General features: G+C 59.4%; 15 protein-coding genes and 3 pseudogenes. 11 read left to right on the forward strand and 7 right to left on the reverse strand.

Annotated elements, in window-relative coordinates:
* On the forward strand, positions 1-735 hold a 735-nt coding region (locus tag AC0L26_RS28575), incomplete at its 5' end, for a LysR substrate-binding domain-containing protein (RefSeq protein ID WP_473635589.1).
* Between the two features lie 534 nt (positions 736-1,269).
* Positions 1,270-1,458: a hypothetical protein gene (locus AC0L26_RS28580; protein WP_473635591.1), complete on the forward strand. Its 189-nt coding sequence runs from the start codon at positions 1,270-1,272 to the stop codon at positions 1,456-1,458.
* Positions 1,459-2,438: 980 nt separating this feature from the next.
* Here AC0L26_RS28580 and nodU read toward each other — a convergent pair.
* The gene (gene nodU / locus AC0L26_RS28585; protein WP_473635592.1) at positions 2,439-4,124 is read right to left on the reverse strand and encodes a nodulation protein NodU; all 1,686 of its coding nucleotides are present in this window, start codon (positions 4,122-4,124) and stop codon (positions 2,439-2,441) included.
* Positions 4,125-4,662: 538 nt separating this feature from the next.
* Here nodU and AC0L26_RS28590 point away from each other — a divergent pair.
* Entirely contained in the window at positions 4,663-4,911 is a 249-nt protein-coding gene (locus tag AC0L26_RS28590) for a DUF982 domain-containing protein (RefSeq protein WP_473602971.1), read from the forward strand.
* A 265-nt stretch (positions 4,912-5,176) separates the two neighbouring features.
* Here AC0L26_RS28590 and AC0L26_RS28595 read toward each other — a convergent pair whose 3' ends face one another.
* The 3 genes and pseudogenes from AC0L26_RS28595 to AC0L26_RS28605 form a co-directional block, all read right to left on the reverse strand.
* Positions 5,177-6,079, reverse strand: a complete 903-nt coding sequence (locus tag AC0L26_RS28595) for a dihydrodipicolinate synthase family protein (protein WP_473635593.1) — start codon at positions 6,077-6,079, stop codon at positions 5,177-5,179.
* Between the two features lie 39 nt (positions 6,080-6,118).
* Positions 6,119-7,263 (reverse strand): annotated as a pseudogene (locus tag AC0L26_RS28600) (trans-sulfuration enzyme family protein).
* A complete protein-coding gene (locus AC0L26_RS28605) occupies positions 7,190-7,357 on the reverse strand; it encodes a hypothetical protein (RefSeq protein WP_473635634.1) in 168 nt (55 codons plus the stop codon). The pseudogene AC0L26_RS28600 and the gene AC0L26_RS28605 overlap by 74 nt, the downstream one beginning before the upstream one ends.
* 68 nt (positions 7,358-7,425) lie before the next feature.
* Here AC0L26_RS28605 and pdxR point away from each other — a divergent pair, with 68 nt between their 5' ends.
* The 4 genes and pseudogenes from pdxR to AC0L26_RS28625 all read left to right on the forward strand — a co-directional run bounded on the left by pdxR (position 7,426) and on the right by AC0L26_RS28625 (position 13,100).
* Complete coding sequence (gene pdxR, locus AC0L26_RS28610) at positions 7,426-8,964, forward strand: MocR-like pyridoxine biosynthesis transcription factor PdxR (RefSeq protein WP_473635626.1); 1,539 nt, start codon at positions 7,426-7,428, stop codon at positions 8,962-8,964.
* A 186-nt stretch (positions 8,965-9,150) separates the two neighbouring features.
* Positions 9,151-9,868 (forward strand): annotated as a pseudogene (locus AC0L26_RS28615) (B3/B4 domain-containing protein).
* 1,419 nt (positions 9,869-11,287) lie between these two features.
* Positions 11,288-11,688, forward strand: a pseudogene (locus AC0L26_RS28620) (FMN-binding negative transcriptional regulator).
* A 569-nt stretch (positions 11,689-12,257) separates the two neighbouring features.
* Positions 12,258-13,100 (forward strand): TIM barrel protein, encoded by an 843-nt coding sequence (locus tag AC0L26_RS28625; protein WP_473635627.1) that lies wholly within the window; start codon positions 12,258-12,260, stop codon positions 13,098-13,100.
* A 38-nt stretch (positions 13,101-13,138) separates the two neighbouring features.
* On the opposite strand, the gene AC0L26_RS28630 is transcribed toward AC0L26_RS28625, so the two are convergent.
* From AC0L26_RS28630 to AC0L26_RS28640, 3 genes are all read right to left on the reverse strand, one after another.
* Positions 13,139-13,792 (reverse strand): transposase, encoded by a 654-nt coding sequence (locus AC0L26_RS28630; RefSeq protein WP_473635594.1) that lies wholly within the window; start codon positions 13,790-13,792, stop codon positions 13,139-13,141.
* 853 nt (positions 13,793-14,645) lie between these two features.
* Positions 14,646-15,710: a LacI family DNA-binding transcriptional regulator gene (locus AC0L26_RS28635; RefSeq protein WP_473635628.1), complete on the reverse strand. Its 1,065-nt coding sequence runs from the start codon at positions 15,708-15,710 to the stop codon at positions 14,646-14,648.
* A 280-nt stretch (positions 15,711-15,990) separates the two neighbouring features.
* Positions 15,991-17,286, reverse strand: a complete 1,296-nt coding sequence (locus AC0L26_RS28640) for a dicarboxylate/amino acid:cation symporter (RefSeq protein WP_473635629.1) — start codon at positions 17,284-17,286, stop codon at positions 15,991-15,993.
* Between the two features lie 789 nt (positions 17,287-18,075).
* Between AC0L26_RS28640 and AC0L26_RS28645 the strand changes: the two genes are divergently transcribed.
* From AC0L26_RS28645 to AC0L26_RS28660, 4 genes are all read left to right on the forward strand, one after another.
* Positions 18,076-18,360, forward strand: coding sequence for a hypothetical protein (locus AC0L26_RS28645; protein ID WP_473635595.1), 285 nt, complete (start codon positions 18,076-18,078; stop codon positions 18,358-18,360).
* Between the two features lie 73 nt (positions 18,361-18,433).
* Positions 18,434-20,218, forward strand: coding sequence for a nif-specific transcriptional activator NifA (gene nifA / locus AC0L26_RS28650; RefSeq protein ID WP_473606659.1), 1,785 nt, complete (start codon positions 18,434-18,436; stop codon positions 20,216-20,218).
* Between the two features lie 221 nt (positions 20,219-20,439).
* Positions 20,440-21,588 carry a histidinol-phosphate transaminase gene (gene hisC / locus AC0L26_RS28655; protein ID WP_473606658.1) on the forward strand — a complete coding sequence of 383 codons (1,149 nt, stop codon included), beginning with the start codon at positions 20,440-20,442 and terminating at the stop codon, positions 21,586-21,588.
* Between the two features lie 87 nt (positions 21,589-21,675).
* Positions 21,676-22,704: an LLM class flavin-dependent oxidoreductase gene (locus tag AC0L26_RS28660; protein ID WP_473635596.1), complete on the forward strand. Its 1,029-nt coding sequence runs from the start codon at positions 21,676-21,678 to the stop codon at positions 22,702-22,704.
* Positions 22,705-22,787 lie beyond the last annotated feature (83 nt).

The raw sequence follows: 22,787 nt of genomic DNA on the forward strand, positions 1-22,787 counted from the left end.
CGCGAACGTGTTCTAACCCCACGTGCGGAAACACTCGCGCCCGCTGTTCGCGGCGCACTCTTGAAAATCCAGAGTTCGATTATTTCTTGGGATCCGTTTAATCCGGCTCAGTCCGATCGCCGTTTCAGGATCACCCTTTCTGATTTCGCCACACTCGTGTTTTTTGAAAAGGTCGTGGAGCGTGTTGCACGCGAAGCACCCGCCGTCAGCTTCGAATTGCTGCCGCTCGACGACGATCTCGATGAGCTTCTCCGGCGCGGTGACGTCGATTTTCTGATTCTTCCGGAATTGTTCATGTCGAGCGCGCATCCTAGAGCGGCGCTGTTCGACGAGACATTCGTGTGCGTAGGCTGCCCGACGAACAAGCAACTGCCACAGCAGCTTACATTCGAGAGGTACGTGTCGATGAAGCACATTGCGTACAGGGTTGGCCGTGCGCAGATGCCATCCATCGAGGAACGGTTTTTGCTTGAAAATGGTCTCAAGAGGCATGTCGAGATCATCGTGCCGGCTTTTAGCATGATCCCGCCCATGGTCTCAGGCACAGCCCGCATAGCGACCATGCCATTCCGGCTGGTTGAGCATTTCAAAAAGACCTTCCCTCTGCGGATCGTCGAACTTCCGCGGCCACTACCCACGTTCACCGAGGCCGTCCAATGGCCCACCCTTCACAACAGTAATCCGGCAAGCATCTGGATGCGGCAGATAATGTTGCAGGAGGCATCCCGCATGTGAAGCCGCGGGCGCTCCGGATCAACGGCACGCAATTCGATGATCTTGCATGACAGTGTGGTGCTGATTTTCCGGCGATGCTGAAGATGCAATCGCATCAGCCGCGCGGTGCGCCGCGTGCTGCACTGGCGTGCGTCAGGCGGTCTAAATTACCAAGCAGCCCAATGTCTTCCCGCTTTGGTAGGGCTGATCAACCCGCATCAGCGACGAACCGATGAGGCTCGCGAAAGGCATGACGGCAATGCCGCGCGACCGGGCACGGGTGGAAAACCATATTTGCGAGTATGCCGGATGTGGGATGCGTGCGCCGTTCGGCTTTGCCAAGCCAAAGGCAAGAGCCGCATCCGTTCTGCTTCGGGCATCGAGCGCACAGTGACCACTATTTGCCGGGGCAAGATGATCACTCCGCCAAAAACGTCAATTTGACTACTCGCATCGCTCGATCGATTGCCAGCAGGCTATGGAGCAGGATCTCTCAATACTTTCTTTACTGCGGCTAGTGCGACATTCCGGCAGGAGCAACGGAGGTCGGAAATTATGGCCCGCAAAGTCGAGTTCCAGGATGATGATGTGCTGGTCACGTCGCACAACCCGCTGAGAGGCACCTTGCTGCTGATCACGGATGACGATGATGAGGTCGAACTGCAACTCGACAAGGAAACCGCCAAGGCATTGCTGAGTGCGCTGGGAGCCTTTCTGATGGAAGGCGCGGTGGGTCCCCTATAGCCGCCCCTGCCAAACCCACAAGCGTGCGTTCCTATCGACCGCGGTCGTACGCCGCCCTTGCCTGTACTCGCCTCGGACTTGCCGGCAGGGCGACTCCGCTCCCCGATGTGTCGAGGTTTCAACGACCCGTGCGGTCCGCTTCTCCTCAAGCAGCGTCGGGAGGTGCCAAACTCTTCGACGTTTGCCTCGTCGTGGGAAACAACGCACCTTCCTTTTTCCCGGCGTCGGCCTCAGATGCTCTTCCGAACCATCGCTGAGGTCCGAGTCGTCGAACCGCACCCGAAGGATCCCGAGGGCCTTCGAAAATAGCCTTCGTCGATACGGATCCGCTTCGAGCGGATCCGGCCGACCGAGCTCGGGCTATCATATCGGTAAAGCGGTCTTCAAAAGTGTGCCGCCTTCCACAACGCCGATGCCGCCGCGCGGGTCGCGGAGCAAGTCTACTCAACCCATTCACAGCGCGACTTGGTGCTGGCCGATCTCAGCCGAAGGACGGCTACCTGGGGACCAGAAAGTGGGGGCCGAGGCCATCCATCCGGAGTGCCCGGCCATTGACGGTCTGTGCTGGGTTTCGCACCGGACCGTGCTCACAATTGTGCTCTTCGGCATCGGGTTGCTGCAATCGATCTCGCACGTGGACCCTGCAAGGAGCATGCTTGAGGATGTGGAACCGCTACTCTGACTTCCTGACCACTGACGAAGCTGTCGGGGTCAACGTGGTCGGCTACATGCCCGGCGCCGTGGCGGATTAGTTCGGCCGAGCAAAATGGCCGTGCAGGTCCTTGAATCCTCCAGCACATGGCTAAGCAAAAGCATGCTTGCCAGCTTAACTGCACAGTCTCTGCGCTCTGTCGGCCATCGGTCAGATTCGTTCTTCAGATCAAGGCAGCTTCAAGGACCCACACACCCGCACCATCCGGCTCCCTCAGCGATGCTGCCGGCGATTGCCGCGGTACCTCAGGTTCGTTACAGCCTGACGCTCAGCTCTCGAATTGACTTGCACCTGTCTTGGTCAACAGCAACCCATCGCACCAAACGTGGTCTACGCATCCCCACTCACAGGCGGCAGCCGCATCCGGAAAAAAACCACGTCCATTAAGATTTGCACTCGTGTTGCAGAGCAGCGAAATGCCCGTGAGCTTCTCATATTCTATCAGAAGTTCTGCAATTGGGTGTTCAGACGTTCTCGAAACTGTCTGTAGTCGCGCAGTCCCGTCGAGATGGACGACCGCCGGGATTTTCTCTTTCCACTCCGAACGGGTTCGGTGATCGAACAGCATGTAAGGATCCTGCGTGCCAGGGTCAAACATGTCAGGTGCACGATCCTCCAAGCATATTGGCGCTACCGGCCGAAAGTGCTCTCGAACTTTGATTTTGTTGAGATGGTCCTTCATTTCCGGCGAAGTTGCGGCCGCCAGGATGCTTCTGCCTCCCAAAGCACGTGGACCAAGCTCTGCGCGGCCTGCAAGGAACACAACAGGCTTGTTGTCGGCGAGCACACCGGCAAGTTCTTTCAGGCTGCAAGCAGCGGATTGCCAACCAGGTGGAACCTTGCCGTGGCTCACATTTGGCCCGCTGTAGACTGACCAGTCGAGATGCACGAAACCTTTGTCGGCGGCCAGCGCGCAGCAAGCGGCACCGATCGCCGATCCGCTGTCGTTTGGAAACGGAGGCACCCAGACTTCGTCGAACAAACCGCTCGCCCGGAGGGCGCTGTTCCATTTGATGTTCAGCCCGCATCCGCCGGCTATGCACAGGTTTCGGGTATTGGGAACCGAGTACGTACGCAGCGCGCTGGTCATCCCCCGGACGAGAAGACGCTCCACGAAGGCATGGAACGAAGCAAGTATGTCCTCGGGCGTTTCGGGGACTAACCGCGACGCGCTTGCATCGAAGAAGTTGTGCACAGCCGTGTGTAACGCGTCTTCGCTGTGGCTGTTTTCCCTGTAACCAACGGCAAGGTCCGTATCCCCGGCGAAATGGTCGTCGTAAAGCTCCTGAAACACCTTCACGATGTGTTCATGGACCACTCCGAGCGCGATATAGGCCATCAACTTGCCGGCGATACCGAGATCCCAGCCAGTCCGCAGTTCTCGCATGTAAGGACCAAAATGTTGGCCCGCAGCGGCATACGCATGGCCTATCATCGGAAACAGGCACCCAACAAATCGGACTCCACTTGGCTCGACGTAGTAAAGCCGCGGAAAGATGCAGCCGTCCCAAACCAGACAAAATGCTGGTTCCTCTAGTTTGGCGAATGAGCTGGTGCAGTATGCGGAAGCAACGTGCCCAAGAACATGCGGGTAGCTTTCATAAGAAAATGCCCCATTGTCGAGCATGAGACCGGAACCTTGATAGGCTGTCAGGGGATTTTCGGCGTCCCGCTCCACATAAGGCGCGCCATTGAGAGTGATAGGGGAGCCGTTACTCAGAACTTGAAATTCCGACTGGATTTCACCGTCCCATCCGTCAATAACGAACCGGTCGATATCGCTCGGAGCAAGCCCGTTTTCCGCCAAAACGGCGGCGACCGTCTCAAGCCGCTCGATATGCTGGTATCGCGGGTTATTGTCGAGCTTTTCCTGCTCGATGCAAAAGGCTAATCTGCCGTCTTCCACGACAGCGATTCCCCCGTCGTGCGTCAGCTTGATACCGCAAATGCGCATAGTAGATCCTAGTCAAAGTGAGAGTGACCGCGGGTTTTGACGTCGCGCTATGCGCGATGATGGGGGGGCGGTAAACTAGATTGTTTGGATGTGAGCATCCGCGCGGTGAATGATAAGATTTGCCGCGTGATCGAGAACAAGATGGCTGACATGCAATTGCGAGGCAGCACTGTGCGGCACAGTGAGAAGGGCTGTCCACCGCAAGCCGCTGGGCAAGGATGTGCACGGTCACACGTCACCGGCGCCACGGGAGGTGCCGCGCTCCCTCGGCACCGAGCGTGCGCGCGCTGAGCACGAAGGTGGTCGCTTAGAAGAGAGCCTTCCTCGATCAAGCCACTTTTTAATCTCTAGTCGAAAGTTTTTTCGACGGCGAGGGCAGCGCCCAAAGGAATATCCCGCCTGCAGCTAAGCGCGTGTCGGGCTAGCGCGGGGTCGGTAGAAAGGGCATTGTCTCGGCTCACAGATCAGTGGTACCGGGTCGGCTCGGTAAAGACGAGCTGGGCTCAATTGACGGATGATCGCCTTGGGGGGCGGAGAGATGACCGGCTTGCAAAGATTTGAGAGGGCGGTCGTTGTTCAGGTTGGCCGCCACAGTTCTGAGCGTATCGTATTCGATGTCAACCAGGCGGCCGCTATCCTGATCCGTGACCTTCATCGTCGGACCGAGAAACGGAAGGTAGCGATGGACGCTTGTCTGCAGGTATTGCGTGGTGAGGCCTATCCACCAGCTGCTCGAAGGGCTTTTGTGGCAGCCGCGCTTGAAGCAAAGATCCTGCGCAGCGATTGAATGCTGTTGGCGCATCAAGGCTTTGATGCTTCGTGTGGAAGTCGGAGAAATGTAGGGGGGCAGGCCCGGAACGCAGCCTTCCTCCCTCGCCGATACGACGTTCTGCCAATCGAACGCTAAGATTGGCGTCGAGACGTGTCGATCCATCGGTGATCAACACGCAGCGCATTGTTCCCGACCAGATGATGGAGAAGATCTCGGCTACTATAGGCCCATCGAAAGATCGGTGCGTACATTTTCTCCCGGCGATATGAAGTCGCGCGGCTTACGATCCGACACCTGATCCTAGACGGTCCAGGACGCCGGCGAGCTGGCACTTCGCGGCAGCGGAAAGTGGCTTGATCGGCCGTGGGGGCTCGGCGGAACAAATTTCGAGGAGCTCGGCGATTGCGTATACGACGCGAAGGCTCGAGAACGTCTTAAAAAGCTCCCACACCGGGGCCAGGGTGGCGTCGATCCGGTGTGCTTCAGCATGGTCGCCGTGCTGAGCGGCTCTGACCATCCTCAGGCACGGGTCGGGCAAGATGCCACCGAGGACGCTGTACCATGTATCGGCTCCGGCGATCAGGGCCTCGGTGGCGTTCCAGTCGCCGCTGTAGCCGATCGAGAATCCTTTCGGCACAATTTTTTTCTGGTGCGCAAGTTGGCCTTCGATGGCATCGCCCCGGTCGGCCGAGTTCTTAATAGCGAGGATCTCAGGCAGCTGTCCCAGACGCTCGATGAGCGCTGGCGTGAAGCGAAAATGCGTGTGTGCGGGATTGTCGTAGATCACGATCGGCAGGCCGCTGTCGCGCGCCACCGTCGAAAAATGCTCGAAAACTTCGTCCTCAGTGAGCGGGGTGTAGGAAACAGCCGCGAGCAACCCCGCGGCTGCGCCGAGGGCCTTCGCATCACTTGCACATTTTACCGCTTCATCGGTGCGCAAAGCGCCCACGCCGATCACGAGCGGGACTCGTCCACCCGTCTCGTCCAGCGCCTCGCAAAGCGCCCGGCGGCGTTCCTCGCGCGACAGATACATATAGGTGCCGGTGCTGCCGAGCAGGCCGATGGAATCCACCTTTGCTGCGCAAAGCCGCGCTATCAGCTTTCGAAGCGCCAGGACATCGACGCCGCCGTCGCTGTCGCTTGGCGTTATTGGGAAGGCCGAAAGGCCGCTCAGGAATCCCATGTTGAAGCTCCCGTTGTTACATTGGTGAAGCGTTGGGCATCAGACCCAGTCCAGCGCCTGCTCTAGATCCGCGATCAAATCGGCGGCGTCTTCGAGCCCTACCGACAGACGCATGAGATCGTCGCCGACTCCGTCAGGCAAATGCGCGTCCTTGCGAATTGACTCGCGCGAGCGGGTCAGGCTTGCTGGATGATAGATGAGACTGTCAGCGTCGCCGAGACTGACCGCCCTGATGATGAGCTTGAGCCGGTCCATCATACGGCGCGCGCCTTCGAACCCCGTCTGGAGGCCGAGTGCCAACATTGCCGAGCCTTTCGACATCTATCTGCGCGCGATCTCATGTTCGGGATGAGAGCCGAGAAACGGATAGCTAACCCAAGCCACAGTCGGGTGCGCCTCCAGCGCCCGGGCGACCGCAAGCCCAGAGGCACTGTGACGCTCCATACGCAACGTGAGTGTCTTCAACCCGCGCAAGATCAGGAACGCCGACATGGGCGAGAACGCTGCCCCGGTGAGATAGCGCAGGCCAGTTTCGCGCAGCAGGTGCAGTGTTTTTACGTCGCCAAGTATCACCCCGCCCAGAGCATCGCCATGGCCATTGATGTACTTGGTCAGCGAATGGATCACGATGTCGGCTCCAAGTTCCAGCGGACGCTGGAGGGCGGGCGAGGCGAAGGTGCTGTCGACGGCGACCTTCACGCCGCGAGAATGGGCGTGTTCGGCAATGGCGGCGATGTCGAGGATACGGCCCAGCGGGTTGATTGGCGTCTCGAAGAACACGAGCCGGGTCCTGTCAGTGATGGCGCCATTGAGATTGCTGGGATTAGACAGATCGACGGCAACGACCTTGATGCCAAACTGCGGCAGCCCCTGTTCCACCATGGCGAGCGTATTCGAATAGAGTGTCTTGTGGACAATGAGTTCGTCACCTTGCGAAGCAGCGAAAGGATCAGCGTACCGAAGGCGGCCATCCCCGAGGCGAGTACCAGCCCAGCTTCGGCTCCTTCGAGATTGGCGAGCCGCTTTTCGAGGATTTCGGTGGTCGGGTTGTATTCGCGTGCGTAGAGCCTTCCCCCAAGCGCTGCGGCGGCTTCGTTTGCCGCCACGCTTTCAAATCCAATAGGTCGATGTAAGAAACACCGGCGTCTGAACGGAATTGGAAAAGCCCGCCGGATCGAAGCCATGATGGATGGCCCGGGTGGCGAATGCGAGACCGACGTCGTTCCGAGACGGCGTTGATGTTGTCTCGGCTTCAAGCTGATCTTCGGCGCTGGTCATCGGCTTTAGCCCTCTTGATTTCGGCGACAATGCCTTCACACTAACCCAGGTGGAACGTCCAGTTGGCGATGAAAGAAATGGTCCAGCCTTCTCCTTCCGCGTCGACAGCTCGCTCGCAAGGTCTGGGCGCGCGCCAGATCTGCGAAGCTCTTCGCGAGCAGATCCTGGGTGGAATCTATGAAACGGGCAGCCAGCTGCCGTCGTCCCGCGGCCTAGCAAATGAACTCGGTGTGTCGCGGACCACGGTCACCGTGGCATATGACCAGCTGGTCGCCGAAGGTTTCATCGAGGTCATTCAAGGCGCAAGACCTCGCGTTGCATCTTCGCTCGTGCGGAGTAAAGAGACCAGCGCGGTGCGCAAACGGACTGGCCCGATCCATCTTTCCCGTTACGGGGAGCGACTGCGCGCCAGTCCACCACGGCGCGATTACCTCCCCAACCGCTTCAAGTTCGATTTCCGTTATGGCGACCTCGCCCCATCTGATTTCCCGGCGCTGACGTGGAAGCGTGCGATGAACGCGGCAATGTCACAAAGTCCCGGAAGGCTAGCCTATCACGATCCACGCGGCTCGCATCGCTTGCGCCAGGCGCTGCAGGGATATTTGTGGCGTGCCCGAACGCTTAGCTGCCAGGTCGAGCAGATCCTCGTCGTAAGCGGATCACAGCAGTGCCTCGACATGTGCGCGCGCCTGCTGCTCGATCCTTCCGACAGCTTCGTGATCGAGGATCCCTGCTATAGCATGGCGCGCCAAGTCTTTGCCAGCACAGGAGCCACGCCCGTCGCTGTCGCCGTCGATAGCGAGGGCATGAAGACCGAGCTGCTGCAGGAGATCCCAGCGCGGCTAGCCTACGTCACCCCGTCGCACCAATTCCCGCTCGGCGGCGTCTTGTCGATTTCGCGGCGGTATCAGCTCCTCGAATGGGCTCGGCGCAATGACGCCTATATTATCGAGGACGATTACGATGGCGAGTACCGGTACGACATTCGACCGGTGCCCCCGCTGCATAAGCTGGAAGACCGCAGTTCCGTAATCTATGTTGGCACGATCTCCAAGACACTGTCGCCGATGCTGCGCATCGGCTACCTGGTGGTTCCGGCCGAGTTGCAAGACGTCTTTGCGATGGCCAAGCAGCTTCTCGACAGGCATTCTCCGGTTGCGGAACAGGAGGCCCTGGCCTCACTTATTGAGAGCGGTGGTTATGAAAGCCACGTGCGCCGCGTCCGCCGTCTTAACGGGGGGCGGCGAGAGGCTCTGCTTGCTGTCCTTCGACGTGCGTTCGCAGACAGCATTGCCATCGAGGGGGCCGATGCAGGGCTGCATGTCGTCGTCTGGTTCAAGGATCTTTCTCGGTCGCTGGAGGAGGTCATGGTTGAAGAGGCGCGGCGGGTCGGGGTTGGCATCCATCCGATTTCATCGCTGTACATCCGAGATGAAGGCCGCGCTGATCGGATTGGATTGGTGATGGGCTATTCCGCCCTGACCATTCGGCAGATCGAGAATGGTGTTCGCCTCCTTGCTGGCGTTGTCCAACGGGTCAGAAGCTTTGCCGAAGATTCGGCAAGACGCTCAATGGCCGCCCTGACAGCGAGCGGGCCTGGCTCGTGACCTCAGAGTCGCGCCGGCATTGATCGCAGACTGGATCAGCAAGACTTGCCAGGACTGGCACTGTCGGCCAGTCCGGGTCCAGGACAGGAGTATGCCCCTGGGAACGGGGAAGGGAATTCTTGTGGAGCTCTCAATTCCGGTCGAAGCAAAGGCGCCCTCGCGACTGGCTTAAAGGAGAAAGCGTTGTTGGGTTTTGCGCTGATCGACGAAGAAATAGCAGAGATCGCACCTGACTTTCGCGCAATCAGCATTCTTGTTGATGCACAGGACAGTGCGAGGCGTCATGGCTCGGGACGTGTTGGGAGAGGCTTGCGATTTCGCCCGAGCGGGGGGACCCGCCTGGGGAGAAGCGCACTTGGCCAATTGGGCGCAGGCATACGTTCGGTTAGGCGCGAAACCAAACCGGACGCCGTGCTCGGCGCACGCGTTGAAAAAACGGGTGGAGAAGGATGGCCGAATCCCGTCAATAAATCCTATCGTTGACCTCTACAATGCCGTGAGCCTGCATTTTGCAATACCGATTGGCGGCGAAAATTTTGATGCATATGTCGGCAAACCGCGGCTGACGATTGCCCTAGGAACGGAGTCTTTCCACACTGTTTTGAAGGGGGAAGCGGTCGTCGAAAGCCCTTCCAAGGGGGAGGTCATCTGGCGCGACGATCTGGGAGCTACATGTCGCCGCTGGAATTGGCGGCAGGGCACGCGCACCCGGTTGGAGACGGTGGGCGGCCGGATGTGGTTTATCTTGGAAAGGTTGGCGGCGATGCCGGAAGAGGCGCTCGAGCAGGCGGCTGACATGCTGGTGAGCGCTCTGAGAGAGCTGGCACCAGGGTGTAAGGTCTACAAGCAGGAAATCGCGCCGCTAAAGCCTTTCGCCGCCAGTCTCGACAGGCGGGTCGGCTGAGGAACGTGCCCGCCCCGGTGTGATCGGTTCGCTTGCAACCAGTGTTAGTTCCTTTGCGGCTGGGTCTCCTGGGGCTGCGATGGGAGGTGACGCCTCTGGCCATTTCGTACTCAGCAGGTCAGCGGAAGGTGCACCGCATTCATGATTCGACCCTGCGCCATGGTAAAGATTGCTCGGGTTGATCAATCTCGACGTCAGACGCCAGTCCTGGCACTCCAAGCCGTCATAACATCTCGTGGCGAAAGCCGGATGGAACTCGGATCGAAGCGGTCTCGAGACATCTGCCATCCTTGGGCAGACTCGTGGCTCCGCCGAGGAGGGGATGCGGATGATGATTCATTCCGCTTGCCTTATCGGGGGGCAACCACGGCAGTTGTACCCGATCCGCCCTCGGGCCGCGGCTGCGTGCGCCAGTGCTCGATCGCCCCATGACCTTGAGCTGCCGAGGCTGAACTGGCCTGCATGCCATGCGCGACCTGATAGGCAGGCCGGGCAGCACGGAGCATATCGGCGATCTCAATCGAGTGGCCGCACGGGCGAGCTTTCCGCCTCCTTGAAAAGGCCAAGTTCTCGCGCGGACTGGCCTGCAGCACATCTACAGGTCGGGCTTGCGTAGAGGCCGTGTGTGTCGAGCTTGCTTCCCCCCAGAAGGACCTCGGTAATTCCGACGTCGGCGCCGGCCTCAAGGCCTGGCGAAGCTTTGATGCAGCGTGTGCCGGCCGGACCCCTTGACGGTGTTGGCGCAGTTGCAGTCTCGGCGACGACCCGATGGATGTGCAGGGTCGGGTAATCGCGTGCTGCGCCGGGAACAGCCAGCCGCGCAACGGCGCCCGAGCTTCCATCTGTAGCGCAGTCGGCCAAGCCGGCCGGCCGACAGCATGGCATCACGGCATCGTGCGCCGTGAGGTGCGCCATCTCCGGCGTAGATGTCTTCAACAGCACCCATCAGGGGGCGCCAGAGAGGCTGCCCCTGATTCTATCCTTATCGCCGGAAACTCGATCGGTAGCACTACGCCGGCGACGGCGGAGCCACTGACGGTTGAGTCAGACATGTCGGGGCGCAGAAGCCGTGGAGGGCCTCTCTGTTGGATCGCCAAATATTAGCCCGATGATCCGGCCCGCCATGCCACTTCACCAACTGGACGGCTTCAAATGCAACTAACTGGCTGTTTCCAGAGGGCCAGATTACAAGTATCTGATCTGTAACGCACACACGGAGTTCCCCCGATGTAGACCTCTCCGGCCTTCCGAGATGATGATGATATCGATTTCCTGCGAGCGAGCATCCGCGCAGCGCCGCTGTCGAACTTAGTCTTTGCCACGGCCCAATGCTCTTCGCCTCGTCACCGCCCTCTTGCTTGATGCGAGCGAGGGCGAGCACGCGTGATCTACGGGCACCTCGCGAAGGCTAATCCGCAGGTGCCGTGTTCCGCCGCTGGGCGACGGCTTGGCCATCTCATGGGGCCGGACACTTATGTGACGCCGGCATGGTATGCGGCCAAGCAGGAAGCGGGAAGGTCGTCCCGACTTGGAATTACATCGCCGTCCACGCCTATGATCGGGTCGAGTTCTTCGAGCGTTCGGGAAGAGTGCTGGACGTCGTGAATGGCCTGACTGACCACCACGAGGGCGAGCGCGCCTCGCCTTGGGCGGTGTCGGACGCCCGCCGGATTTTGCACAGGCGCAACTCTCGCGGAATCGTTGGCTTGCCCATGCCGATCACAAGGCTGGAGAGCAAGCGCAAACTGACTCGGAACCGGAACGCTGCCGATCGCGCTGGCGTGGCTGCGGGCCTAGCTGCCGAGCGAACGGGCATCTGACCGCGAGATCGCCGCTTCCAGAAACTTTGTCGAAATGAACCAATGATGCCAGAACTGACCCCATTCGCCCTGTACCTCGCCGCGGCCTCCGTGCTCGCCATCACGCCCGGTCCGCGGAGACTCTATACTATAGCCCGCAGTCACGCCGGCGGTCACGCCGACTGCGTTCAACACGCTGGCCGACATGTTGCCCTTGTTGCCAGCGGCATTCAGGGCCGCACGGCATCGCGTCCTGGATGGATCCAGAGCCTGAGGGAGGGGCGGAGAGGCGCGCTAGGATCGCGCTGGGCACCTCGCTACGAAGAAAGCAGCCTGCCACATCAGTTTGGCTCCGGATCGGTCCAGCATCCTTTCCGGGCGCCTACTCTGCGGAAACAACTGGATAGCCTCGAGCGATCTTCCGTCATTTCGCAGCAGATCAATGTTCTCAAGAGGCGCGGCAGTATCCGTTGCGTGAAAGTCGGCTCACAATGAATCACGATCGCGTGAATAAAGAGCGGGTCAGTTCGATTGGCTCGCCTCCCTATGCCGATCATTTCGGCCAAACGGCAGAGGCCAGTCAGCCGAGAATGGCGGCCGCCTTCATGAAGGAAAGCCACTCCGTGCGCCAGGCGCCACTTCGGTTTGCACTCGACTACATGGCGGCGCCCGGACTTGACGTCAGGACGTTCTTCGCGCTTGCCCGCGATCTCGGTCTGACCGACGTGCAAATCCGGAATAGTCCCTGCAGCAAGGCTGTTGTGCGCGGCAAGCCGCCGGCGGATGTCCGGTCTGCCGCTGCCGAAGCGGGCGTCACCATTATCTCAGTCAACGCCCTACAGCGGTTCAACGAATGGACTCCCGCCCGCAGGGCCGAGGCCAGCAAGCTCGCCGATTATGCGGCCGCTTGTGGCGCTCAGGCGCTCATGCTGGTGCCGGTCAACGACGGTTCGTGGTCCGCCAATGGCGGCCGCAATGGCAATCTGCGCGCCGCCTTGAAGGCGCTCAAGCCGATACTTCAGTCGCGGGGTCTGATCGGACTCATCGAACCGCTTGGCTTCCAGACCTCCTCGCTTCGGTCAAAGAACGAAGCGGCTAACGCTATTGCCTGGGTCGATGGCCAGTCCGTCTTTCGGCTTGTGCACGATACATTCCACCACACGCTCGCCGGCGAGACGTCTTTCTTCTGCGATCTGACCGGTCTCGTGCACCTTTCAGGCATAAACGATCCAACCTTCTGGGTTCACCCGGATCGCATCCTGGGAGGTTCTGACAATTGCAGCCAGATTGGGGCGCTACTTGATGGCGGCTATACGGGTCCCTTTTCTCTTGAGCTCGTCGAGGAAGTCCATGCGTTGAATGACTCTGCAGGCGCATTTGCCGCCAGCATTGATCTCATCCGAAACGGGCTACTGGCGCGAGTGCCGGTCTAAGGCTATGAGCTCTCGGAGGTCGGACAAGAATTTCAGGGTTATTGCAACCCCAGCTTCCTCTTCAGTTCCGCGTTTTCCTTGCGCAGGCGTTCCGCGAGCAGGCTCTTCAGTCGGTTGTTTTCTTCCTCAAGAGCGACCAGGTCCTTCAGATCGTCACCAACCGATGTAGGCAACGCAGCTTTCTTCCATTGATAGTAGGTCTGTTCCGAGATCCCGGCCTGCTTTACGGCGCCCTTGTGAGTGGCGCCACCACTGATAGACTTCTGGATCAGGGCGAGCATCTGGGCGCGCTCCTTTTCAGAGTAGATCTTACGTCCGGTCCGAACAGCCGCTGCTTCCTCCGCCTGAGACGCCGCATTGGGCACATTCTTCCGAGCAGGCTGCCTGGGCTCGGCCTTCGCTTTCGGCGACCGTTGGGCATTCTTCTTCTGAGGCCTCTCTACTTTGGCTGCCGGTTGCATAGCGGTTGCTATTGGTTCTGCGTCCAGGGAATTTGCCATGTGATACTCCGCTCGCGGTTTGTTAATGTGTTCAGCATCAATTGCAACAACACTTGAGTCAACAGGGCGACCATTTGGCAACTCCATCTCCTCGAGTTCCCTTGTTGTCTCGGCCATTGCTGCGGTAAGATCGACATCGCTCCAGATCGAACCACTCCGCTTTTGAGAGCTGCGCTTCTGTTTGATCTCCACCGTGAAAGCTCGGGGCTGCCGCCTCATAGGTCGTTCCTTGTTGAACACGAATTATGCAGTAAGACGACGAATGAAGGTCTGGCCGCCTCTTCTGTAGCCGAGCTATATGCATCCGACCGCCCGAGCAAGCCCTGCTGGCGACGCACACTCCGGAACAGAGCGGTTCCTATGAGCACCTGGGAGCAAGTAGGCAATGCCATGTCGGACGAGGAGGTGGTGGATTCCCGCAGCATGCAAAAGCTATCTCCCGTGTTTTCAAGGGCAGAGCGACGAGGGCTGACATCGGAACTGAAAGGAGCTGCTCAAGAGCTGTGATCCAATCTGCGTTGGCAGTGCAGGACGGCATACCTCCGAAGGCCGCTGCCACCGACGCTAGCCTGCTGATTAAAAACAGAGAACCGCCATCGGTTGCGCCGAGAAACGGACAGCTGTCGGAATTGGGGCGCGGGGAGAGTGGAGGACATGAGCCGTGTCGAGCTCGCAGGAGCGTCGTCCGGCAGCTGCGTGCATGACAGGCTTCAACGCGCCGCTCCTGTTCGGGACACCGCATAAAGCGAAAGAGCCATTTTGGTGGACCCGTTATGCTTCGTCCAGCAAACGATCGGCGCCTTGACGGACGCGAGCGGCGGAATGCATCCGAATGCAGCGTCCACAATTGACGGAGCTCCTTTGTAAGAGCTGCACGCTCAGCTTCATCTAACTTATTGAGTTGAAGAGATCCCCCAGCACGGCTTTGCCCTCGATCTGAATGAGCAGAGCGTACACTTCATTTGAAATACGCACACCGTCCCCAGCGCAGTGGACTGCGGCGTTTATGAAAGGAATGTCGGCCAGGGCGATAGTTCGCATCATTTCAGATGTTTTCCGGCAGGTAGATGTCAAACGGGAGAAATGTCTGCCCCGGGGCGTCCGCGGTGCTGGTCTTGATGGCGCGATCCATCAGCAACATCAGCTCCTGGCAAAGTCGGCGCAGCGGCGTCGCCACCGCCATCGTAATGATGTCGTCCGCGAGGGCCGCCCGCGACTCCGGCGTGATCTCATTCACGATCGCGACGAGATCCTGGCCTTTGCCCTCTTCCCGGAGCGCGGCGATAGCCCCCTCCATGCCACCGCCGGCCATGTAGAAGCCGACGAGCTCAGGTTCCCGGTGCACAAGATCCAGCAGCGCCTCGTAAGTGATCTGTCGCTTCTCAAGATTGACGAGCGTATCCAGCACCTCGAATGCCGGCTCATTCTCACGGAAATAGGAGCGAAATCCGCTTTCCCGCAGCTCATGACCCTGGAAACGGTGGCTGCCGACGAACACGGCCACCTTGCCGGACCGTTTAGCGACCTTGGAGAACATCCAGGCTGCCGTCCGACCCACGCTGCGATTGTTGAGACCTATGTAACCCTCGCGCACGCCTGCGGCGAAGTCAGAAAGCAGCGAAAAGACCGGGATGCCTTTCGCCTTGAGCTCCTCGACTGCTGCCGTGATCTTCGGGTGGTCTGGCGCCACCATGGCGATGGCGTGGCATCGGCTACCCAGATCCTTAAGCAGTGCCGTCAGATCCCCCGGCAAATGTGACGGCGCGAATTCGATGAGCGGAATGCCGTGGAAGCAGTGGGCCGAACTGACAGACGCCTCGACCTCTCGCGCGAACTCCCGATAGAAATGCTGGGCCGGTTTTCTCAAGATGAAGCCCAGCCGGTAGCGCGGCAGGTCCTGTCGCATGCGCTGTTTGATAAGTCCCGCATTATGATAGCCGATCGCGTGGGCCGCGTGGTGAACGCGCCGCACGGTCTCCTCCCGCACCGGAAGGCGAGCGTTCAGGACCCGATCGACCGTTGCCACGCTCACCCCGGCTTCGCGGGCGAGGTCGGCAATTGTAGGGCGCTTTGCCGTTGCTCCAATTTTGATCGGCTGGCTCTCCGTCATCAGGTGCATCCCGGCGATGAATTGCGGCGGCAACCTGAAGATTTCGGCATCCTCCCCGATCGACGGCCCATACAGTGAACAGCGCTCCATGCGCACCTGGGCGCTTCTCGGTCTACGGTCCGTTTTCTCAGGGCGTCCATGCTTCTTGTCCTCACCGCGTTTGGTGCTTCTGATCTGTGGCCCCGCGAAGCGCTGTGTAGACCAGCGAGCCGATTGTTGGTGCTGATGAGCCCGGCGAGTTGGCTGGTCGCGCTGCAGCTATCTTGCCGGGCGAGGGCGCTTAATCTCTCGGCCAACCCCTGAAGGCGGATTTCATGCGCGTTTCGTCCAGTTCGCCTTCCCAGCGTGCGACAACCAGCGAGGCCACCGCGTTGCCGACCACGTTCGTCAGCGCTCGGCATTCGGACATGAAGCGGTCCACGCCCAGGATCAGAGCCATCCCAGCAACGGGAACGCTTGGTATTACGGAAAGCGTAGCGGCCAAGGTGATGAAGCCGGCGCCTGTTATACCTGCGGCACCCTTCGAGGAAAGCATCGCGACGAGCAATAGCAGCATCTGGTCATAAACCGACAAGTGCGTGTTCGTCGCCTGGGCCAGGAAGAGGGCGGCGAGCGTCATGTAGATATTGGTGCCGTCCAGATTGAAGGAATATCCAGTGGGGATGACGAGACCCACGACGGAACGCTTGGCGCCGGCCTTCTCCATCTTCTCCATCAGCGAGGGCAGCGCGGCCTCCGAGGAGGACGTTGCCAGGACCAGCAGCAGCTCTTCCTTTATGTAGCGCACGAGAGAGAAAATCGAGAAGCCGTTATATCGGCAGACCGCGCCAAGAACCCCGAAGACGAAGAGGAAGGCGGTGAAATAGAACGTCGCGACCAGCACGGCGAGGTTGGCCACCGAACCGATGCCAAATTTGCCGATGGTGAAGGCCATGGCGCCGAAAGCGCCGACAGGCGCAGCCCGCATCAGGATGCCGACCAGCTTGAACACCGGCGCGAGAAGTGCCTGAAGCAACGAAAGCACAGGCTTGCCCTTCTCGCCGACCATCGCGAGAGCGACTCCGAACAGAACCGAGAAGAACAGGACCTGCAGGATGTCGCCGTCCGCGAAGGCACTAACGATCGTTGATGGAATAATGTTCATCAGGAAGCCGGTCACCGACTGGTCATGGACCTTGGCGGCATAGCCCTTCGCGGCCTGGGCATCGAGCAAGGCCGGATCGATGTTCATTCCGGCACCTGGCTGAACGACGTTTGCGACAATGAGACCGACAATCAATGCGAGACTCGAGAAGGTGAGGAAATAGATCATTGCCTTGCCGGCGACCCGGCCGACCTTCTTGAGGTCATTCATGCCGGCAATGCCGGTCGTCACGGTTAGAAAGATCACCGGCGCGATGATCATCTTGACGAGCTTGATGAAGGCATCGCCGAGCGGCTTTAGGCTCTCGCCGACGGCCGGGTAGACATACCCAACTGCGACACCCAGCGCGATGGCGGTAAGCACCTGAACATAGAGCTGCGCGTAGAAGGCCTTGCGGGGCGTTGGACCCGCGCTTCGGATTGGTGAAACCAACAGCTTTTCTCTCCCTGACCGAATCGGGCTGGGCCTCCTCCCTTCCCGCGCTTCTCCCATCGCCGCGCTCCGGTCACGCGCTGCTGGCATGTCGCCGCAAGTCTTGTGCCAAGTTGAGGCGCGCCCAAATACGCGCATTCCTCCGCTCGGTGAGGCAGCCTCAGTAAGGGCGGGTTGTGCGGGTTTTCGCACTTTTGCCGTCATCTCGGGCGAAATCCCGCCCTTGCGCCCAGCTTTGCACCCCTGGCTGTAAGCTTGGCAGCCACAAGTCGGTATCCCGGGATCCGCCGTGCCCGTTCGCATCTTGGTCGCACTTGCGACCCGGCCGGGCGCGGCAGTGGAGGACTCCCTACACGACCGGTTTCTAACTGCTCTTCCGCTGCAGCCACGACCACCCGACGGGTCGTTTATACGACCGAATAGTTCGCCGGACCTGGCGCGCATCGATGCGAGTCACAAGATGCTTCATAGCGCCAACACCTTTGCCGCTCGACGACACTTCTAGCCGTACTGTGTGCCCAAGCCGTCTCAATGCCGACAGCGTCCCGCAAGCTTCGACATCAGCAGGCTTCGCGCGCCGGGCATTGAAAGCCGAGGTAGCTTTGCTGTTCGACGTCCATCTGTCGGCAAGTCTCAGTTGATGGATTTCTATCATGTCCTCCTGCTTTCCTTTCATAAATGCAAGAAAAGCTCGGTTGACTAGCCATCCTCATTCCCGCTCTGTAGGGCAACGTGTGGTTGCGCTCCGGAGCCTGAGCCGCGCCTCCGTTCAGTAAGGATAGCCAAGCCATGCATCAAGCCTTGCCTCCGGCCTCTTTCGTGCTTGCCCCTGGTCAGGGCCTGACGGACGCCCAGAACCATGACCCAATCTTGATCCTATGCAAGGCAGTATGTCACCTGCGGAAATTTGGCGCACTGCCGCCGACACATCACGACTACCCGCATCAACGTCTCAAGCGTTCCGGCAAGCGGCTCCCAGGCGCGAGCAAGTTCGCCAATTATTTGGCGGCTCGTGTGGCGAAGACATTCTTGTTGCTGCCGGCCATCGGTGGCTTGGGTCCTGATGCCATCTGATGCGTCTGCGCCGGGGGACATCGCAGATCCAGGTGGCGCGGCGTTGCTGTCGCGGCCCAAGATCGAGGATGACATGTCAGATCAGAACAATGGTCGCCGAGCTGAAGACAGTGCTGAGGAGACTTCGTCAAGCTGCATATCACTCCAAGACTCCAAAAGGGACGACTGGGAACCCACCATTCTGCCGTCGCGCGCGAGCGCGCTTGCCGGCATCCACGAAATTTCGAAAGCACTCACCGCCTCCTCCGCGCTCGATGTCAGGCTGGCCAAGGTCGTAGATCTGCTGCGATCGTTTCTTCAGATGCGGCACGGCATCATCTCACTTGTCGACGCTGACGGCGAACTGGAAATCATCGCAGGCGCCGACCGGGCCGAGAGCTGCAGTGAGCGCTGCCGGACCTACCTGCCGCGGAATGCAATCGACCAGGTTTTGGCAACGGACAAGCCGCTGGCCACCGAGAACATCGCGGTTCATTCGGCTTTCACCGCCGCCGACAGGGACGTGCTCGGGGGTTGCGACGACATACCAGTATCCTTCATCGGCGTTCCCATTCGCGTCGATGCAAATGTCGTGGGCACGCTGACCATCGACCACGCACCGCGGCATAGTTCCAGAGTTTGGCTCGATTACGGCCTTTGTCTGCTCCCGCTAATCGCCAACTTGGTAGGGCAGACGGTGAAGTCGCATCGCTCTTTGGAGGGCGACCGCGAGCAACCGATGGCAAGGCAGGACTCCCTGCCAAAGCAGAAGCGCCTGGCCCCGCAGCGTAACACTCACGTGGAGGGGATGATTGGCAACAGTTTGGCCTTGCGCGGTTTGCTTGAGAAGGTCGCGCTCGTAGCCAAGGCCAAGATTGCGGTTCTGTTGCGAGGCGAGTCCGGTACCGGCAAGGAGCTGGTCGCCAAGGCTATCCACGAATTGTCCCCGCGCGCCAAGCGGCCCTTCATCAAGCTCAATTGCGCGGCGCTGCCCGAGACTGTGCTGGAATCCGAATTGTTCGGCCATGAGAAGGGTGCATTCACGAGCGCGTTCAACTCGCGCAAGGGGCGCTTTGAGCTCGCCGACAAGGGGACATTGTTCCTGGACGAGATCGGCGAGATTTCGGCCTCGTTCCAGGCAAAGCTGTTGCGCGTGCTGCAGGAGCAGGAGTTTGAGCGCGTTGGGGGCAACCAGACCATTAAAGTCGACGTCCGCATCATCGCCGCCACGAACAAGAACCTGGAAGAGGCAGTTGCCAGAAACGAGTTCCGTGCCGACCTCTACTACCGCATCAGTGTTGTTCCGTTGCTGGTGCCGGCGCTACGCGAAAGGCGCAGCGATATTCCGCTCCTTGCCGCTGAGTTTCTCAAGAATTTCAACCATGAGAATGGCCTTATGCTGACGTTCGATCCGAGCGCAATCGAAGTGCTGATAAACTGCGACTTTCCCGGCAACATTCGCGAACTGGAAAATTGCGTGTATCGGACCGCGGTTCTGGCGGCGGGGCCATCAATCGGGAAAGAGGACTTTGCATGCTGCCAGGGCAAATGCTTCGCCGAGGCGCTGCATAATTGCAAACTTGGCAAAGTCGCGCTGCAACCTTCGCCCATCGGGGCGCTGCCACTGGATCGGGCGGCACCGCCGGCTGCTGGGGTTAGCTCTGCCGCCGTCGCAGCCCCATCAGACACCCTAGGGCAGCCGCCGCTGAACGCAGCTGGGGTCGTCCACTCCGCAAGAATGGCCGATGCCGAACGTGTCATCCAGGCGATGGAGAGATGTGGCTGGGTTCAGGCAAAGGCGGCACGCCTGCTCGGACTGACGCCGCGCCAGATTGGCTACGTGTTGAGGAAATACGGCATCGAGATCAAGCGTCTTTGAACAAATCACCGAGCCGAGCATCTGGGACAATAAAGCATTCGTGCCTTGGCGCCTTGAGACGAGTGATGCGGTGCTCGTCCAATTCCGATCCGATCCCACAGGCCGCGCTGCCCCCACGGTAGTCCCCACGAGCGGTCCGACGGCGACGCTTTCGGTGGTCCAGCCCATGTCTCAATCCCAACTCGTGCCCGACACACGGAACCAGAAACGGAGAAAAATTAATGTCTGATGCAAAACTTCAAGCTGTGCTTTCTTCCCTTTCGCAAGTCGCGAGACAGTTGGATGTTCTGCTGTGCGACAAACCGGCGTCGGATCCTTGTTGCGTCAAGCTAAACACGAACGAGAACCCGTTTCCGTTGCCGGAAGCCATAATGCAAAGTGCGATGGCTGCTCTCGGACAGCAATATCTATATCCAGAAGACGACAACGCCAGCTTGAGGCAAGCAGCGTCGGAAGCCTACGGCGTCTCGAAGGATCAGGTGATCGCCGGAAACGGATCGTCTGAACTGCTCGGGCTTATCTACAGAGCTTTCCTGGTTCCAGGAGACAGAATGGCGATGTTGTCGCCGGGGTTTTCGTTCAACCGCAAACTTGCCCGTTTGCAGGGTGCCCAATTCACCGAAATCGGATGGGGCGCGGATCATTCCTTGCCCGTCGACGACTTGCTTTTGGGACCGGCAAAAGATGCCAAGTTCATTCTGCTGGCTAACCCAAACAATCCCACCGGAACGTTCGTTCCTGTGGCCGATGTCGAACGCCTGGTATCACAATCAGACCGCCTGATTGTGTTGGATGAGGCGTATGTCGATTTTGCACCGGACAATGGTCTGCATCTCCTCAATCGTTATCCAAACCTCCTGATCTTGAGAACATTCTCGAAAAGCTATGCCACCGCCGGCATTCGCGTCGGTTTCGGACTTGGCCACCCTGAAGTCATTGGCAGGCTGCGGGAGCTCCAGAACGTCTTCAACATGAACGTGATCGGCCAGGCTGTTGGCATCAGCGTGCTTGGGCACCGTGGCGCCTACGCCGAGAACCATAAGCACATCAAGCATGAAAGACAGCGAGTGACGGTGGCCCTGTCGAAACTCGGATTTTCCGTAATACCTTCTCACGCAAATTTCCTGCTAGCGCGTGTGCCAGCGGGGCAGGAAGGCTCATGGTGGCAAGCAGCCTTGGAAAGGCAAAAGATACTCGTTGCCTTCTTTGAGGATGCAGGGCTGGAAAATTACATCCGCGTCAGCATCGGTACAAAAGCCGAGATGGATGAATTTCTCGAGGTCGCCACAGAGATAGCTGCAACGGCGAAGGAAACGATCCCGTTGTGCCGGCCCTCGGCGGCCGCTGCTTCTGCCTTAGCCAGTCGGTAGTTCCCCGGCGATTTCAGCGCACCATTAATTTGAACTTGCTTGCACCATAGCGAGCCACGAACTGTTGCTAAGAGTTGGAGAAAATTCGTGAAGAATGCCTTCCCCGGCGGCCTAACCTTCGGCATATTCGACCATCTCGACGAGGACGGCTGCGAGATTGCGCGGCAATACGCCGATCGCCTGAGTTTGGCAGAGGCGTGCGACGAGCTTGGCTTCTACGCATATCATCTGGCAGAGCACCACTGCACTCCGCACGGGATGGGGCCATCGCCGAATCTGTTCTTATCCAGCGTCGTCCAACGCACCCGGCACCTTCGCGTCGGCCCGATGGTAATGCTCCTTGCCCTTTATCATCCGCTGCGTGCCTTCGAGGAGATCTGCATGCTCGATCAATTGAGTGGTGGCAGGGTCGAACTGGGTATAGGGCGCGGCTCTCTCCCGGTCGAACTGGGTTACTTCGGGATTGCTGCGGAGGCGGCGCCAGGTCACTATGCGGAAGCCAGCGAAATCCTCATCAAGGCGATGAAGGGCGACACGCTGTCCTATCGTGGCCGCCATTTTGAGTTGAATGACGTCCCTTTGACGCTGAGATCGCATCAGCGCCCCCATCCACCGACATGGATCGCCAATAATAGACCGGAGTCCGCCACCTGGGCCGCTGTCAGTGGCGCCAACATCGCGTGCTTGGGGCCGGCCTCTTCGGTTCGCAGAATTACGGATGCATTCCGAGCCTGCCTGGAGCGCAGTGCCGAGGCGGACGAGCGACATCCATTTCTTGGGATGCTCCGAATGGTCGTGATCGCGCGATCGGAAACGGATGCACATGCGCTCGCGGCACCCGCTTACGAACGATGGCTCAAGAGCTTCAGGTTCCTCTACGACCTTAATGCGCTCCAGACGCCCCCAAATCTGCCGCTGAGCTTGGATGCAGCAATCGAGAGCGAGTTGTGCGTGGTGGGGACGGCATCTTCCGCGCGACAAGCTCTTCTTGATCAGCTCGAAGAGGCCGGTGCTAATTATCTACTTTGCCAACTTGCATTTGGGAATCTGTCCTTAGACGCTTCGCTATACACCGCCAGGGCGATCCAATCTGAAATCATGGCTCAAGTTACCTGACGGAAATGCGCGTTCCGCGTTCGGAGTCGAATTTCTCGGCGCACCGGTCCCGCGCATGATGCCGACATAGTGCTTGGTGTGTG

The sequence above is a fragment of the Mesorhizobium sp. WSM4823 genome (assembly GCF_055811195.1).

What these genes read in the sequence shown, in the direction of transcription:
- AC0L26_RS28580 (WP_473635591.1), top strand. Translation starts at nt 1,270, where the DNA reads ATGGCCCGCAAAGTCGAGTTCCAGGATGATGATGTGCTGGTCACGTCG.
- pdxR (WP_473635626.1), top strand. Translation starts at nt 7,426, where the DNA reads ATGAAAGAAATGGTCCAGCCTTCTCCTTCCGCGTCGACAGCTCGCTCG.
- hisC (WP_473606658.1), top strand. Translation starts at nt 20,440, where the DNA reads ATGTCTGATGCAAAACTTCAAGCTGTGCTTTCTTCCCTTTCGCAAGTC.
- AC0L26_RS28645 (WP_473635595.1), top strand. Translation starts at nt 18,076, where the DNA reads ATGCATCAAGCCTTGCCTCCGGCCTCTTTCGTGCTTGCCCCTGGTCAG.
- AC0L26_RS28635 (WP_473635628.1), bottom strand. Translation starts at nt 15,710, where the DNA reads ATGACGGAGAGCCAGCCGATCAAAATTGGAGCAACGGCAAAGCGCCCT.
- AC0L26_RS28625 (WP_473635627.1), top strand. Translation starts at nt 12,258, where the DNA reads ATGGCGGCCGCCTTCATGAAGGAAAGCCACTCCGTGCGCCAGGCGCCA.
- nodU (WP_473635592.1), bottom strand. Translation starts at nt 4,124, where the DNA reads ATGCGCATTTGCGGTATCAAGCTGACGCACGACGGGGGAATCGCTGTC.
- AC0L26_RS28590 (WP_473602971.1), top strand. Translation starts at nt 4,663, where the DNA reads ATGACCGGCTTGCAAAGATTTGAGAGGGCGGTCGTTGTTCAGGTTGGC.
- AC0L26_RS28595 (WP_473635593.1), bottom strand. Translation starts at nt 6,079, where the DNA reads ATGGGATTCCTGAGCGGCCTTTCGGCCTTCCCAATAACGCCAAGCGAC.
- nifA (WP_473606659.1), top strand. Translation starts at nt 18,434, where the DNA reads ATGTCAGATCAGAACAATGGTCGCCGAGCTGAAGACAGTGCTGAGGAG.
- AC0L26_RS28605 (WP_473635634.1), bottom strand. Translation starts at nt 7,357, where the DNA reads ATGACCAGCGCCGAAGATCAGCTTGAAGCCGAGACAACATCAACGCCG.